The sequence below is a fragment of the Devosia sp. LjRoot16 genome (genome assembly GCF_964252795.1).
Classification (GTDB): Bacteria; Pseudomonadota; Alphaproteobacteria; order Rhizobiales; family Devosiaceae; genus Devosia_A.
The window spans coordinates 409,766-424,687 of record NZ_CAXUPH020000001.1 but is presented as its reverse complement, the minus strand read 5'-3'; the positions used below and the strand labels follow the sequence as shown (position 1 = coordinate 424,687).

The following is a 14,922-nucleotide window of genomic DNA, read 5'->3' as shown; positions in this document are numbered from 1 at the left end:
CCAGAATGGCCAGACGCGCCCATACCCCGCTTCGTACCTCAGTCGAGGACGTGGATGCGGCAAAACGCGCGCCCTCGACGCCGCAGACCGAATCCGCGGCGTTCCGGCTCGCCTTCTCCGACGAAGAGTTCATGACCAGTGAGGACACCCGCGGCGTCCGCTTCCAGCTGGAATATCTGAAGACCGAGTTCCGCCTGCGCGAGCACGGCATCCGCTCGACCGTCGTGCTGTTCGGCGGCGCCCGTATCCCCGAGCCGGGCAAACCCGCCTGGGCCGCCCGCAACGAGACGCAGAAAAAGAACCTCGAAGCGGCCTCGCGCTACTACGACGAGGCCCGGCGCTTCGCTCAATACGCCTCGCTCACCTCACGCGCCCTGAACTTCCGCGATTATGTGGTGGTCACCGGCGGTGGTCCCGGCGTCATGGAAGCCGGCAATCGCGGCGCCGCCGATGTCGGCGCGCCCAGCATCGGCCTTAACATCGTCCTGCCGCACGAGCAGGCGCCGAACACCTACATCACGCCCGACCTCTGCTTCAATTTCCACTATTTCGCCACCCGCAAGATTCACTTCCTCTTACGCGCCCGCGCCGTCGCCATTTTCCCCGGCGGCTTCGGCACGCTCGACGAGTTCTTCGAGACGCTGACCCTGATCCAGACCGGCCGCATGGAGCGCGTGCCGCTGCTGCTGTTCGGCAAGGAGTTCTGGAACAAGGTGATCAACTTCGAGGCCCTCGCCGAAGCCGGCACCATCGCCCCCGACGATCCGCATCTGTTCACCGTCGTCGACAGCGCCGAAGACGGCTGGAACGTCATCCGCGAACACTACAACCTGCCGGAAGTGACGCTGGCGAGCTGAACCAGACTGACAGAGACGGCCCCCTTGCGTGGAGGCGCGGTGGCTCCGCATCCCCTCTCTTGGAATTTCTAAGGCTTAGCCAAGAAGCTAAGCCCAAGAAATTCCATTCTCCCCCGCAAGGGGGGAGATGATCAGTGGCCACCATTGGCATTGGCGCATCAGTCGGGACTCTCCCCCTTGGCGGGGGAGAAAGCGAAAACTTGGGCTTAGCGCAGCTAAGTCCTTAGTTTTCGCCAGAGAGGGGGTCGTGGGGAGCCACTGTGTGCGCCACAACCTGCCCTTACGGCAGCTTCCGCAAAAACCCAGCCAGGTCCGCCGTCACATGGTGCACATGGGTGCCGCCGGTGCGTTCGAGCTCCCAGGCTTCCACCTGCTCGTGCGCGAAAGCTTCGCCGGCGATCACCTGCACCGTGGTCATGCCGGTATCGTGCGGCACCAGCAGGTTCTTTTCGAGATCGTCGAACATCGCGGCGCGCCGCGCGTCGATGCCGTGCTTGTGGAAGAACGCCTCATAAGCTTCGGGCAGGGGCTTGGGCTTGTAGCTCATGGCGCGGATATCGAAGATGTCCTCGAACAGCGCGTCGGCGTTGCCCAGCCGGTTCAGCACCGCGCGTGCGTGCCCGACATCGCCATTGGTGAGGATGAACTTCCGTCCCGGCAGCGCCTTGATCGCTTCGACCAGGTCGGGATGCGCCTCTACCGGCGAGTAGTCGATGGCGTGCACGGTGTTGAGGAAATGGTCCGGGTCCACCTCGTGCAACTGCATCAGCCCGTTCAGCGTCGTGCCATAGTCGCGGTAATAGGCTTTCTGCAGCGCCCGCGCCTCGTCGAACGGCAGCTGCGTGACGCCGACCATATAGTGCGAGATCAGCATGTCGATCTGCGCGAACAGGTTGCATTCACGCGGGTAGAGCGTGTTGTCGAGGTCGAACACCCAGTCGGTGACGTGGGAGAGCGAGCGGGGCGGAGGAGTAAAATCGTTCATCCGACCAATATGGCAGCTTTCGCCGGAACTTTCACCCCGCGCTCGGTGCAAGGCTGCGCAGCCCGGCGGTCAAGCGCTCGATGATCGCGAAGCGCTCCGGCCACGCGCTGGTAGAAGCGTCGCCGCGCCCCAGCAGCGCTGCATCGAGCTCAACCTGAAACCCGGCCGGCAGTCGCGGCAGCTTGCCCAGCTGCTGGCTCATCTTCTTGTCACCGGGAAGAAACCGGAAAGGCGGAAAGCCCGCCTATAAGTCGATCCAACGATTCCGTTCAATCAATCACTTGATTGACAGAGCGACGAGGTGTATGTGGCTGCGCTGCCAGGCGCGAAACGTCGAAATCACGGCGTCTGGCGCGACATTGTCGGCGAGCCAGGAAGCCATGACCGTCACCAGCCCCGCCCCGAAACGGGAAAACACCGACGATCGTCGCCGCGCCATCGCGTCCGCAGCGCGCGACCTCATTGCCGAGAAGGGCTTTGAGGGCCTGCGCACCCGCGATATCGCGGCGCGGGTCGGCATCAATGTCGCGACGCTGCACTATCATGTCCCCACCAAGGAGGCGCTGATCGGCCTCGTCGCCGGTGCCATGCGCGACGACTTCCGGGCTCAGTCGCTGGTGCGGCCACGCGCCCACCTGTCGCCGTTGGAGCGGCTCGAGCACGAGTTCTTCGACTTCCACGAGATGTTCTACGAGCAGCGCGACACCCTCGCCGTGATGTCCGAGCTGATGGAGCGGGCACGGCGCGACGAAGTCATCCACGCCGCTATGCGGCCGATCCTCTTGAAGTGGCACCAGATGGTTGCCGCGATCTTCGTCGACGGCGTCGCCGACGGAACCTTCCGGGCGGACCTCGATCCCGAGGCCGCCTCCAGCATGTTCATCGGGGCGCTGGTCGGCTTCGGCCGCGGCCCCGATACCTCACCCCAGTATTTCGAACGCCTGTGCGCTGAGCTGCGCCGCGCCGTTCGCTCAACCACACCGACCAGGAACTAGTCCATGTCTTCGCAATTCCCTTCTTCGCAGTTCCATCCGCCGCAGTCCAAGGCCGATGCCGATCCGCGCCGCTGGGTGGCGCTCGCCGTGCTGCTGCTCGCCAGCTTCATGAATCTCATCGACGTCACCATCGTCAACGTCGCGCTCCCCAGCCTGCAGCAGAATCTCGGCGCCGACCCGACGCAGATCGAGTGGGTCATCGCCGCCTATGTGCTGGCCTTCGCGCTGGGCCTGTTGCCGTTCGGCCGGCTCGGCGACATCGTCGGCCGCACCCGCATGTTCCTCATCGGCGTCGCGGCCTTCACGCTCGCCTCGGCCTTCTGCGGCCTGGCGCCCTCGATCGAGTGGCTGATCATCGCCCGCGTGCTGCAGGGCCTCGCCGGCGCCGCCATGACCCCGCAGGTGCTCGCCATCGCCCAGGTCACCTTCCCGCCCGAGGAAAAGGGCCAGGCGTTCTCGCTGTTCGGTCTGAGCGCCGGCCTCGCTGCCGTCGCCGGTCCGATCGTCGGTGGCCTGTTGATCGGCGCCAACTTCTTCGATCTCGACTGGCGGCCAATCTTCCTCGTCAACATCCCGTTCGGCATCTTTGCCGTTATCGCCGGCTGGTACCTGATCCCGCGCACCCCGGGCCACCCGACGCTGAAGAACGATTTCGTCGGCATTGGCCTGTTCGGCATCGCCATGGTCGCCATGGTCTTCCCGCTGGTCGAAGGCCACGCCCTGGGTTGGCCGACCTGGCTTTGGGGCCTGATGGCGGTGGGCCTGCTATTCGCCGGCATGTTCATCATCTGGGAGCGGCACCGGGCCCGCATCGATCAGCCGCAACTGCTCAATTTCAGCCTGATCAGCAACCCGAACTATCTGCTCGGCCTGCTCATCACCACTATCTTCGCCTCGGGCGTGCCGGCCATGTTCATGGTCATCTCGCTGCTGCTGCAGTCGGGCTACAACTTCACCCCGCTCGAGTCCGGCCTCACCAACACGCCGTTCTCGGTCGGCGTGCTCGCCGTCTCGCTGTTCATCGGCCGGCTCGGCCAGAGGTACCTGCGCACTCGGTTGGCGCTCGGCGCGGCGATCCTCGTCGTCGGCATCACCTGGCTCGATTTCATCATCGGCGGGCTCGGTGACAGCGTCGATCACTGGACCTTCCTGCCGCCGCTGCTGCTGGCCGGTCTCGGTCTCGGCCTCGGCTTCTCCGGGCTGTTCCAGTCGGTGCTGGGGGGTGTCCCGGCCCGCGATGCCGGTGCCGGCTCCGGTGCGCTGCAGGCGTTCCAGCAGGTCGGCGGCGCCATCGGCGTGGCGCTGGTCGGGCAGATCTTCTTCACCCAGCTCGCCGCTGGCTTTGCCGCCGGCAACGCCCCGCATGTCGCCTTCGCCGAAGCTGCGGCGCCGGCCATCGTCTACCAGATCATTTCGTTCGGCCTGGTGGTGATCCTCGTGCCGTTCCTCAAGATCAAGCGCCCCGACCAGAGTGCCGGCGCACCGGCGGCGCCGCCAGTCGTCGCCGAGGCCTGATGCGAAAGGGCGTCTCTGGGCGCCCTTTTTCTTTGCTGTGTGAATGTCGATTCCGTCGCCATCCGGTCGACCACTCAGAGAAACCCCAGAGGAGAAACCGATGCGCTACGTCTGCCTCGTCCATGTCGACCCCTCGCTGATCGACGCCGCCACCCCTGAAGAGCTCGCCGCCATGGATCGCGACAACCAGGCGGCGAACGCCGAGCTGACCGCCAGCGGTCATCTGATCCTCGACCTGGCGCTGAAGGAGCCCGGCACTGCCCGCATCGTCCGCTCGCGCGGCGGCAAGGTCTCCGCCACCGACGGCCCGTATATCGAAAGCAAGGAGCACCTGGGCGGCTTCTTCGTCATCGAGGCGCGTGACCTCGAGGAGGCCGTGGCGATCGCCCGCCGCGAGCCCATGGCCCGCTTCGGCAGCATCGAGGTGCGGGCCGAAATGGGGATTTCCTGGCAGCAGCCCAAACCGGCCTAGCGCTTTCAGGCGTTGGCAATTGGCTAACCATTGCTGGCGACTTTCTATAAAATGCCACATGTCGGTCGCGGTGCCGGCCAAGTGCGGCTCCATCTCGCGTCTCACCAAACGCACAGGAGTCGTCGTGAACACCCTCGCCATCTTCGGCATCACCGCCGCCACCATCTTCGGGCTCGCCACGGCTATCGCCGGCAACGTCCAGGCTGCCGAGAACTTCATCTACACCGGCAATGGCGACCTCGCGGCGGCAGCGGCGATCCTCGAGCGCCCTGACATTGCCGGGGCGCAGGTAGTCTACAACTGGCGTGCGCTGGAGCCCAAAAAGGGTGAGTACGACTTCTCGGCCATCGAGCGCGACCTCGAGCAGACCGGCAAGTTAGGCAAGAAACTGTTCATCCAGGTCCAGGATCGGTTCTTTTCGCCCGAGGCCCGCAACATCCCCGATTACGTGCTCGAGGGCGCCGAGTATGGCGGTGGCCTCGTGCCGCAGCTCGACAACCCGGGCGAGGGCAAGGCCGAGGCCTATGGCTGGACCACCATGCAGTGGAACCCCGCCGTCCGCGCCCGCTACCAGGAGCTGCTCAAGGCACTGGCCACCCGCTTCGACGGCCAGGTCTATGGCGTCAACCTGCCCGAGACGGCGATCGACATCGACATGAAGGCCGACCAGACCGGCTTCAGCTGCGACGCCTACTTCGACGCCGAACTGGAAAACCTCACCACCGCGCGCCAGGCGTTCAGCACCTCCAAGGTGGTGCAGTACGTCAACTTCTGGCCCTGCGAGTGGGAGAACGACCACAACTATATGGGCCGACTGTTCGAGCGCGCCGCCGCCAGCGGCATCGGGCTCGGCGGCCCCGATATCGTGCCCTACCGCAAGGGCCAGATGAAGAACTCCTACCCGTTCTTCAACCAGTACAGGGGCAAGCTCGATTTCGTCGGCATGGCCGTGCAGGAGCCGACCCTCACCTACAAGAACGACAAGACCGGCAAGCCCTTCACCAAGGACGAGTTCACCGCCTTCGCCACCGACTATCTCGGCGTCGACGCCATCTTCTGGAGCGTCGAATCCCCGTGGCTCAAGCCGTGAGCGCGGTCATGCACAGCCGCACCGAAAGCCGCCCGCTGCCGCACACCAGCCGCCAGCCGGGCGAGAGCCGCAACCGCGCCGCATCGGGCACGACCTGACGGCGAGATCTGAGAGACCGAGCGATTGGATGGGGTTGAGCCCCGGAGTGCGGTGAGCCAACCATGGGCAGAGAGCGCCAGCGCAACCCATCACTCACCGGCGTCATCCCCACGTAGGCGGGGAACCAGTGGGATGCCTCAGCATCCTGGGCGCGGGGAGATCCCACTAGGTTCCCGCCTGCGCGGGAATGAAGCCGGTGGTTAGAACTCGATCTGGCCAAGCCCGCCGCCCGGCACCTCCCCCTTGGACGGGGGAGGATGGGTGGGGGTGAGCGGAGCCACGATGTGGAGATGTGCCGGGGCGGATCGGCGGCCTCTTACCTTACGATCAGCGTGCCGGCGCCATGCGCGGTGAACAGCTCGACCAGCACCACGTGCGGGGTCTTGCCGTTGAGGATCACCACGCCCTCGACGCCGTTGTCGAGCGCTTCGAGGCAGGTTTCGACCTTGGGGATCATGCCGCCATTGATCGTGCCGTCGGCGATCAACGCCCGCGCGTCGCGGGCCGACAGCTCGGGGATCAGTTTCTTATTCGCGTCGAGCACGCCATCGACATCGGTCAGGAACAGCAGGCGCTTGGCGCCGAGCGAGCCGGCAATGGCGCCGGCGAAGGTATCGGCATTGATGTTATAGGTCTGGCCATCGCGGCCGGGCGCCACCGGGGCGATCACCGGGATCATCTCCGAGCGGGCGAGGAGGTCGAGCAGGGTGCGGTCGACTTCCACCGGCTCGCCGACAAAGCCCAGATCAAGCTCGCGCTCGATGTTCGAGCCGGGGTCCTTGACGGTCTTGGTGGCCTTTTTGGCGAAGACCATGTTGCCGTCCTTGCCGCACAAGCCGATGGCCCATTCGCCCTCGGCATTGATCAGCGCCACAATCTCTTTGTTGATCGAGCCGGCCAGCACCATCTCGACGACTTCCATCGTCCGCTTGTCGGTGACGCGCAGCCCGCCCTCGAACTTCGACTCGATGCCGAGATTCTTCAGCATCGAGGCGATCTGCGGCCCGCCGCCATGCACGACGATCGGATTGACCTTGGATTGCTTCAAGAGCGCAATGTCACGCGCGAAGGCCTGGCCCAGTTCCACATCGCCCATCGCGTGGCCGCCGTACTTCACCACGACGGTCTTGCCCTCATAGCGCTGCATATAGGGCAGCGCCTGCGACAGGACGGCGGCGTCGCGGGAAAAGCTCTCGATGTCAGGCATGGCGCGCTGTGTATCCATTGTGTCCCGTCCTATAGCGCATTCCATTGGAGTCGAAAGCGCTTTTGAGCCCCGTGCCGGAGCGGATCAGGAAAAGTTGTGAGACTTTCCACCTCGATCCCGCGACCAGACATGGGCATCAACAGAACAAACACGAAGATTTCGTGACCGGGCGCTGTGGGGATAGGCATACTCACAGCCTTTGGCTAAGTTCGCGCCCATGAGCAGCACCGCGAGCCTCGATATCGCCGACCTCATTGCCCGTTGTGCCCTGCGGGACCGCGCGGCATTTCGTGATCTCTACAGCCGCACCAGTGCGAAACTTTTCGGCGTCGTGCTGCGTATCCTCAAAGACAGATCGGAAGCCGAAGAGGCGCTCCAGGAAGTGTACGTCAAGATCTGGCAGCGCGCCGACCGCTACGTGGCGGGTGGCTACAGCCCGATCAGTTGGCTGGTGGCGGTCGCCCGCAACCACTCGCTGGACGTCCTCCGGGCGCGCAAGCCGGTAAGCGATGATATCGACCTCGTGCTTGACCTCGCCGATGGCGGGCCTGACCCAGAGCAGGCCACCATCGACAGTTCGGAGCGCACGCGCATCGACGGCTGCCTCGACGAACTCGAGAGCGACAAGGCCGATTGTGTGCGCGGGGCCTATCTCGACGGCTTCAGCTACGAGGAACTGGCGACGCGCCACAGCGTACCGCTGAACACGATGCGAACCTGGCTGCGACGCAGCCTGTTGAAACTGAGAGAGTGCCTGTCGGCATGAGCACGGAAGGTCACAGCGGCGGTAGGGAGGACGACCAGGTGCTGGTCGCCGAGTACGCGCTCGGCCTCTTGCAAGGCGGCGAGCGAGCCGCCCTCGCACGCCGCATCGTCGCCGAGCCGGGGCTCGCCTCGGACCTGCGCCTGTGGCGTTCCCGCCTCGCGACCCTCGACGACGAGTTCGCTGAAGTCGCGGCGCCGTCAGGCGTCCTGGCCCGCATCGAGAGCCGCCTGTTCGGCGCCACTGCGGCTGTTTCCGGGGGCTGGTGGAACTCGTTGGCTTTGTGGCGCGGTCTCACCGCCGCTGCTGCGGCGGTGGCCGTGGTTGCCATCGGCGTCAACCTGCTGCAGCCGCGCGTCGATCCCAATGTTCTGGCCACCCAGCTGGTCGCCGCGATCCAGGCGCAAGAGGGCAGTGGCGTCGAGTTCGTCGCGCTCTACGATCAGGCTTCCGGTCAAGTGCGCATCACTTCGCTCAAGGGCACCGCCGTGCCTGACAAGGATTTCGAGCTCTGGTACATCAAGGGCGAGCAGCCTGCGGTATCGATGGGCGTGATCCCGGTCGACCAGCGCCTGGAGATCCCGCTCGATGCCGCCGCCAAGGCCGGTATCGAACCCGGCACCGTCCTCGCCGTGACTCTGGAGCAGAAGGGTGGCTCGCCCACCGGCGTGGCGCAGGGCCCGATCGTCGCGGTCGGTACCGTCACGCCGATCTGACCCCGTCCACCGCCATCACAGACGAAACGGCCCGCTTCCACCGAGGCGGGCCGTTTCGCTTTCAGCGTCGGTGGCGCGCATACGAGCCGAGGCCGCAGATAGTTTCGTTCGGTACCACGAATAAAGCGCCGCGGACGAAAATGTGATCCGAAACTACCCTGAAACAGCGCCCGTATCTCCCGCTGTCCCGTCACAAGAACAATGCGGACACTGCCAAAAGGAAGGAACCAAACAATGAAGTTCTCCACTCTTCGCGTACTTGCCGTCTCGGCCATGCTGTCGGTCTCCGCGCTCTCCGGCGTCGCCTTTGCTGAGAACCCGATGGTCGGCGGCGCGCCGATGCTCGAGACCAAGGATATCATCGACAATGCCGTGAACTCGGCCGATCACACCACGCTGGTCGCCGCCGTGAAGGCCGCAGGCCTCGTCGAGACGCTGAAGGGCGCTGGCCCGTTCACCGTGTTCGCGCCGACCAACGCGGCGTTTGAGAAGCTGCCGGCCGGTACCGTCGACAACCTGCTGAAGCCCGAGAACAAGGAACAGCTGGCCAAGATCTTGACCTGTCATGTGGTCGCCGCCAATGCACTGTCGACCGCCATCTCCAAAATGGTGGCTGACGATGGTGGCGCTCACCCCGTCAAGACCGTCGGTGGCTGCGTCTGGACCGCCAAGTACGAAGGCGACAAGATCACCCTCACCGACGAGAACGGTGGCGTGGCCAACGTGACGATCGCCGACGTCGTCCAGTCGAATGGCGTTATCCACGTCATCGATGCGGTGCTGCTGCCCAAGATGTAACCTTCGCAGCCCGCGCTGCGAATATCACATCGTGAACCGCTTCGTGTCCCGTGGGGCGATCCTCACGGGACACGAGCATTTGAATGCCCATCACCGGCGGGGCAGATAGACTGCCGGCAACTGCTGAAAGGCCTCATCCCATGCAAGTCGATCGTCGGACATTCCTCCTTGGCGGCACCGCCATTGCTGCCCTCGGCGCGGCGGCGCTGATGTTCCGGCCGATGGGCTCGAGCCGCGCTGCCGAAGGCACCTTCGAGGTCAATCTCACCGAAGACGAGTGGAAGGCGAAGCTCGACCCCAAGGTGTTCGAAGTGCTGCGCCACGAAGCCACCGAAGCCCCGGGCTCCTCGCCGCTGCTCTACGAGCACCGCGCCGGCATCTTCGACTGCGCCGGCTGCGAGCTGCCGCTGTTCGATTCCAAGACCAAGTACGAGAGCGGCACCGGCTGGCCCAGCTTCTACCAGCCGCTCGACAACGCCGTCGGCGAAGCCACCGACACCACGCTCGGCATGAGCCGCACCGAAGTGCATTGCCGCCGCTGCGGGGGACATCTCGGCCACGTCTTCAACGACGGGCCGCAACCCACGGGCCTGCGCTACTGCATGAACGGCCTCGCTCTGACTTTCACCCCGGCCTGACCGGGTTTCCCTGAGATTAGTGCCTACCCTCCGACTGGCCCTTCATCCTCGCGTCAAAGTTTGACGCTTCGGGATGGAGGGTCTTCTTCTGTGCAACGCAGCCGCACCGGCCGGCATCTTGCCAAGCCCGCCGAACCGCCCCATTTCTTGCCGCGCCATGAAGCTCACCATCATCCAGACCGGCGACGTCCCCGTTCCGCTGCGCCCGCAGTTCGGCGCCTACCCGCCGATGTTCAGGCGCATGTTCGACGAGGCGGGCCAACCGTTCGACTACGAGACGGTGGCCGTCTATGATGGCGCCGAGTTTCCCGATGCGACCAGGCTCGACGGCATCCTGATCACCGGCTCCGCCGCCGGCGTCTACGACGACTATGCCTGGCTCGACCCGCTGCGCGCCTTCATCCGCTCGGCCTACGCCGCCAATACCCCGATGCTCGGTATCTGCTTCGGCCACCAGATCATGGCCGACGCGCTGGGCGGTGATGTGCGCAAATCCGAGAAGGGCTGGGGCCTCGGCCGCCACACCTATGAAGTTAAGGCTCGTCCCGGCTTCCTCGCCACCGACCTGTCGGCGCTGTCGATCGCCTGCTCGCACCAGGATCAGGTGATCGTCCCGCCCAAAGAAGCAGAGGTGTTTCTCGGCTCCGAGTTCACGCCCAATGCCGGCCTGGTCTACCGGAACGGCAAGGCCCTGAGCCTCCAGCCGCACCCGGAATTCCTCGACGACTACACCCTCGCTCTCGCCGAACTCCGCCGCGGCAAGGCCCCGGACGCCGTGGTGGACACCGCCGTCGCCTCGGTCACAACGCCGTCGCACAGTAAGGATGTAGCCGGCTGGCTGGGAAGCTTCCTGAGCCGCTGAGCCCTCAGTGCTCCATCAGTTGCCGGATCTCCGCCCGCAACTGCTCGAGGCCGACCTTCTCTTCGCTCGAGGTCAGGATGATCTCGGGATGCGCCGCCGGGCGCTTGGCGATCGCGGCACGGGTCTTGGCCAGCGCTGCTTCGAGTTCCGTCTTGTTCGGCTTGTCGGCCTTGGTGACAACGATCTGATAGCTCACCGCCGCCTTGTCGAGCTCGTTCATCACCGTCGCATCATTGGCGTTCGGGCCATGTCGGCCATCGATCAGCACATAGACGCGCCTGAGGTTCGGCCGGCCGGTGAGGTACTGGTGGATCAGTCGGGTCCACTGCTTCACCTTGTCCTCGGGCGCCCTGGCATAGCCATAGCCCGGCATGTCGACGATGCGCAGGTCGTCCGACTGGCTCTCGAAGATGTTGAGCTCCTGCGTCCGCCCCGGCGTGTTCGAGGTGCGGGCCAGCCCGGTAGTGCCGGTCAGCGCATTGATCAGCGACGACTTGCCGACATTGGAGCGCCCGGCAAAGGCGATCTCCATCCGGTCGGCCGGCGGCAGGTCGGCGATGCGCACGCAGCCCTTGATGAAGACGAACGGCCGCGCGAACAGCAGCCGTCCCGCCTCGATCTGGTCTGCGCTGAACTTGGATTGTGTCTCGCTCATTGGCGTTCAATAGGGGAGGGCGGCGGAGAAGGGAAGGGGAGCGTGGGCTGATAGCCCCGAGGCTCTATCGTCGATCGTCCCCAGCACTGGATGCCACACCTCCCCCTTGATGGGGGAGGCCGGGAGGGGGTGGAGCCGCAGGCTTGTTGCAGAGACGGGCGGGTTCACCCCCCGGGAACTCCTTGTCTAGTTCGGTGTTCGTGGCTCACCCCCCCTCCCAACCTCCCCCACAAGGGGGGAGGTGCCGCTCGGTGTGTGAGGCACGATCCAGCCCGATCCTCCGGTCTCTACACCGGATACCCGAAAGCCCGCTTCTCAAGCCCTTGCGCCACCATCGCCTTCGAGAAAGCCGGCCAGTTGTCGACCTTGTCGGCCGCCGCCTTTACCCGATCCTGCTTCACAAGCCCGGTGGTGCTGAGCGCTGCCGGCACCTTGAGCGTCACCCCCACCTGCGCTGCAGCCGCCGAGAACCGCCGCAGCGCGCCCTCGGGCGGCTGGTCGATGTCGGTTTCGTAGCGGAGGATCGGTGAGGGCAGGAAGCGCCGGTTGAGCCAGTTGCGCCAGCGGTCGTACCAGCGCTCCTGCGCGTCCATCCAGGCGGCGAAATCGGCGATGTCGAGGCTGAGGCGGACCGCCGAGGTGTCGACCTCCTGCCACTTGTGCACGCTGATCGCCTTGCACCAGCTGACATAGGCGTCGATCTGCCGGCGCACCACGAAGATGACGCGGACGCCGGGCCGCGACAGCACCAGCTGTTCGACGGTCTCGGGCTCGAGCGTATCGTGCCAGAGCTTGAAGGCGAGGACGCGTTTGTGCTCGGCGCGGGCCGCGGCGGTCGCCCGGTCGAGCACGTGGTCCGGTTCGATCCGTTCGGCGAGGCTGTTGAACAGTTCGGGGAAGCTTTTGAGCTCGGCGAAATTGCCGCCGAGCTGCATCAGGTGGTTGGCCCCGGTGCGGGGGCCGGTGATCAGGCAGAGGCTGTCCAGCACCTGATCACCTCTTGCCGCGTCAGCTGGCTCTGTTGCGTCAGCTGGCCTTGCCGCCGGCCGGCTTTTCTTGGACCTTGGGCTTGCGCTTGAAGCTCGCCACGATGTTGCCGAGCAGGTCCACTTCGGCGCCGTGGCGCTTCATGATGAACCACTGCTGCGTCACCGAGAGCAGGTTGTTCCAAGCCCAGTAGATCACCAGGCCGGCCGGGAACGTCCCGAGCATGAAGGTGAAGATGATCGGCATCCAGTTGAAGATCATCGCCTGTGTCGGATCCGGCGGCGGCGGGTTGAGCTTCATCTGCACCCACATGGTGATGCCCATGATCACCGGCCAGACGCCCAGATGCAGCAGTCCGCCCACCACCGGCAGGGCAACCGGGTTCCACGGGATCAGCCCGAACAGGGTGAAGATGTTAGTCGGATCAGGCGCCGCGAGGTCGACGATCCAGCCGAAGAACGGCGCGTGCCGCATCTCCAGCGAGATGAAGATGACGGTATAGAGCGAGAAGAATACCGGGATCTGGATCAGGATCGGCCAGCAGCCCGAGAGCGGATTGATCTTCTCTTTCTTGTACAGCTCCATCATCGCCTGCTGCTGTGCGGGGCGATCGTCCTTGAAGCGCTCCTGGATCGACTTCATTTCCGGCTGCACGCGCCGCATCGCCGCCATCGAGGCGTACGAGCGGTTGGCCAGCGGGAAGAACAGGCCCTTGACGATGACCGTCACCGCGAGGATGGCGAGACCGAAATTGCCGAGGATCCCGTAGAGGAACTGCAACAGGAAGAACATCGGCTTGGTCAGGAAGTGCAGCCAGCCCCAGTCGATCAGCAGTTCGAGCCGGTCGAAGCCGTAGGTCTTTTCGTAGCTGGCGATCACCCCTTCGCGCTTGGCGCCGGCGAACAGGTAGGTCTTGTTCTCAGCGGTGCCGCCGGCCGGCACCAGCACCGGTGTGGTTTCGACGAAGCTGGTCTGGAAGATGTTCTGGGCGCCCGAGGGGGTCGCCGAGAAGCGAGCGTTGAGCGGCGCGCCCGGCACCGAGAGCACGGCCGTCGCCCAGTACTTGTCGGTGATGCCGACCCAGCCGCCGGTAGTGCTGGAGACGTCGATCTGCTTGTCGTTGACGACGTCGTCGTACTTTTTGGAGACCAGGTTGTTCGAGCCGAGCACGCCGAGCGGGCCCTCATGCTGCACGAAGAAGTTCTGCACGTGCGGCTTGCCCTGGCGCACGATGCGCGAGAACGGGTAGAGCGCCACGTCGCCGGAGCCGGTATTCTCCACCGACTGCGCCACGGTGAACAAGTAATTGTCGTCGACGCTGATGGTGCGGCGGAAGATCAGCCCGGCGCCATTGTCCCACTTCAGCGTCACCGGCGTTGCGACGGTCAGCGTCTGCGCATCGCCCTCGACCGACCACACGGTGGTCTCGCTCGGGGTTGCCGCAGTGCCGCCGGCCGCCGGCACCCAGCCGGTTTCGGCGTAATAGCCGCCGGGGGCGCCGGAGGGGATCAGCAGGGTAATGATCGGCGAATTGGGGTCGACCGTCTCTGTGTACTGCTTGAGCTGCAGGTCATCGAGGCGGGCGCCGGTGAGGTTGATCGAGCCCGACAGCGATGGGGTATCGATCTTCAACCGCTGCGGCGATGCCGCGAGCGCGGCCGCGCGGTCGGCGAACGTCCCCGTGGCGCCGGTTGCTGCAGCCGCCGCGGGCGTGCTGCCGTCGGCGGCGGGCGTCGCGAGGCTGGCATCGGTCGCCGGCGCCTGCGCGGCCTGCTCGAGCGCCGCTCGCTTCTGCGCCTGCTCCAGTTGCGGGCCGGCAATGAAGAACTGCCATCCGAACAGCACCACGACGCTGAGCACGATCGCAATGATCATGTTGCGGTTGTTATCGGACTGCATCAGCTCTTCTTCTTCAGGTGGACTTTGGAAATGGCGGCGGCCAGGTCGTTGACCAGCTGGCCGTACGGAATGCTCAGCGCCTCGCGGCGGCCGACCAGCACGTAATCATGTTGGGGTTCGAACCCGCTCGCGCAAGCCTTCGCGGCAGCCCGAAGGCGCCGGCGAATGCGGTTGCGCTGGGGCGAGTTGCCCATCTGCTTGGTAACCGTGAAGCCGATGCCCGGCTCGGCCAGGCCGATGCCCGGCTCGTCGAGCTCACGCGCGTTCGCCTGCAGCGAAAACGCAGCGCGCCCGACGCGCTGGCCTCGGGCGGCTTTCAGAAATTCGGACCGGTTCTTGAGGCGCCGCAAAGCGCCATCCCGTGGCATGGCCGTGTTCACGGCC

General features: G+C 65.2%; 17 protein-coding genes. 10 read left to right on the top strand and 7 right to left on the bottom strand.

What is annotated here, in order from left to right; all coding sequences use genetic code 11:
• The first annotated feature begins 5 nt into the window (after nt 1–5).
• Nucleotides 6–857, top strand: a complete 852-nt coding sequence (locus ACSQ23_RS02035) for an LOG family protein (protein ID WP_056003139.1) — start codon at nt 6–8, stop codon at nt 855–857.
• Nucleotides 858–1,137: 280 nt separating this feature from the next.
• On the opposite strand, the gene ACSQ23_RS02030 is transcribed toward ACSQ23_RS02035, so the two are convergent.
• Nucleotides 1,138–1,842 (bottom strand): pyrimidine 5'-nucleotidase, encoded by a 705-nt coding sequence (locus ACSQ23_RS02030; RefSeq protein ID WP_436089540.1) that lies wholly within the window; start codon nt 1,840–1,842, stop codon nt 1,138–1,140.
• A gap of 31 nt (nt 1,843–1,873) precedes the next feature.
• Nucleotides 1,874–2,044 (bottom strand): hypothetical protein, encoded by a 171-nt coding sequence (locus ACSQ23_RS02025; RefSeq protein WP_156384763.1) that lies wholly within the window; start codon nt 2,042–2,044, stop codon nt 1,874–1,876.
• A 178-nt stretch (nt 2,045–2,222) separates the two neighbouring features.
• Between ACSQ23_RS02025 and ACSQ23_RS02020 the strand changes: the two genes are divergently transcribed.
• From ACSQ23_RS02020 to ACSQ23_RS02005, 4 genes are all read left to right on the top strand, one after another.
• Entirely contained in the window at nt 2,223–2,837 is a 615-nt protein-coding gene (locus tag ACSQ23_RS02020; protein ID WP_162247994.1) for a TetR/AcrR family transcriptional regulator, read from the top strand.
• A gap of 3 nt (nt 2,838–2,840) precedes the next feature.
• The gene (locus ACSQ23_RS02015) at nt 2,841–4,352 is read left to right on the top strand and encodes an MFS transporter (RefSeq protein ID WP_436089539.1); all 1,512 of its coding nucleotides are present in this window, start codon (nt 2,841–2,843) and stop codon (nt 4,350–4,352) included.
• A gap of 100 nt (nt 4,353–4,452) precedes the next feature.
• Entirely contained in the window at nt 4,453–4,824 is a 372-nt protein-coding gene (locus ACSQ23_RS02010; protein WP_436089538.1) for a YciI family protein, read from the top strand.
• Nucleotides 4,825–4,948: 124 nt separating this feature from the next.
• On the top strand, nt 4,949–5,914 hold the full coding sequence (locus tag ACSQ23_RS02005; protein WP_436089537.1) for a hypothetical protein: 966 nt from the start codon (nt 4,949–4,951) through the stop codon (nt 5,912–5,914).
• Nucleotides 5,915–6,329: 415 nt separating this feature from the next.
• Here ACSQ23_RS02005 and argB read toward each other — a convergent pair whose 3' ends face one another.
• Nucleotides 6,330–7,238: an acetylglutamate kinase gene (argB, locus tag ACSQ23_RS02000; protein ID WP_244488541.1), complete on the bottom strand. Its 909-nt coding sequence runs from the start codon at nt 7,236–7,238 to the stop codon at nt 6,330–6,332.
• Nucleotides 7,239–7,437: 199 nt separating this feature from the next.
• On the opposite strand from argB, the gene ACSQ23_RS01995 reads away from it, so the two are divergent.
• The 5 genes from ACSQ23_RS01995 (at nt 7,438) to ACSQ23_RS01975 (ending at nt 10,997) form a co-directional block, all read left to right on the top strand.
• The gene (locus ACSQ23_RS01995; RefSeq protein ID WP_056003132.1) at nt 7,438–7,986 is read left to right on the top strand and encodes a sigma-70 family RNA polymerase sigma factor; all 549 of its coding nucleotides are present in this window, start codon (nt 7,438–7,440) and stop codon (nt 7,984–7,986) included.
• A complete protein-coding gene (locus tag ACSQ23_RS01990; protein WP_436089536.1) occupies nt 7,983–8,699 on the top strand; it encodes an anti-sigma factor in 717 nt (238 codons plus the stop codon). Before ACSQ23_RS01995 ends, ACSQ23_RS01990 begins: the two co-directional genes overlap by 4 nt.
• A 234-nt stretch (nt 8,700–8,933) precedes the next feature.
• Nucleotides 8,934–9,497, top strand: coding sequence for a fasciclin domain-containing protein (locus ACSQ23_RS01985; RefSeq protein ID WP_436089535.1), 564 nt, complete (start codon nt 8,934–8,936; stop codon nt 9,495–9,497).
• A 140-nt stretch (nt 9,498–9,637) separates the two neighbouring features.
• On the top strand, nt 9,638–10,135 hold the full coding sequence (gene msrB, locus ACSQ23_RS01980) for a peptide-methionine (R)-S-oxide reductase MsrB (protein ID WP_055886033.1): 498 nt from the start codon (nt 9,638–9,640) through the stop codon (nt 10,133–10,135).
• A 157-nt stretch (nt 10,136–10,292) separates the two neighbouring features.
• Nucleotides 10,293–10,997 (top strand): type 1 glutamine amidotransferase, encoded by a 705-nt coding sequence (locus ACSQ23_RS01975; protein WP_436089534.1) that lies wholly within the window; start codon nt 10,293–10,295, stop codon nt 10,995–10,997.
• Nucleotides 10,998–11,001: 4 nt separating this feature from the next.
• On the opposite strand, the gene yihA is transcribed toward ACSQ23_RS01975, so the two are convergent.
• The 4 genes from yihA to rnpA all read right to left on the bottom strand — a co-directional run bounded on the left by yihA (nt 11,002) and on the right by rnpA (nt 14,888).
• Nucleotides 11,002–11,652, bottom strand: a complete 651-nt coding sequence (gene yihA, locus ACSQ23_RS01970; RefSeq protein ID WP_055886024.1) for a ribosome biogenesis GTP-binding protein YihA/YsxC — start codon at nt 11,650–11,652, stop codon at nt 11,002–11,004.
• 287 nt (nt 11,653–11,939) lie between these two features.
• Nucleotides 11,940–12,641: a hypothetical protein gene (locus ACSQ23_RS01965; protein ID WP_436089533.1), complete on the bottom strand. Its 702-nt coding sequence runs from the start codon at nt 12,639–12,641 to the stop codon at nt 11,940–11,942.
• Between the two features lie 37 nt (nt 12,642–12,678).
• Nucleotides 12,679–14,538 carry a membrane protein insertase YidC gene (gene yidC / locus ACSQ23_RS01960; RefSeq protein WP_436089532.1) on the bottom strand — a complete coding sequence of 620 codons (1,860 nt, stop codon included), beginning with the start codon at nt 14,536–14,538 and terminating at the stop codon, nt 12,679–12,681.
• Entirely contained in the window at nt 14,538–14,888 is a 351-nt protein-coding gene (gene rnpA / locus ACSQ23_RS01955; RefSeq protein ID WP_162247993.1) for a ribonuclease P protein component, read from the bottom strand. The genes yidC and rnpA overlap by 1 nt, the downstream gene beginning before the upstream one ends.
• Nucleotides 14,889–14,922 lie beyond the last annotated feature (34 nt).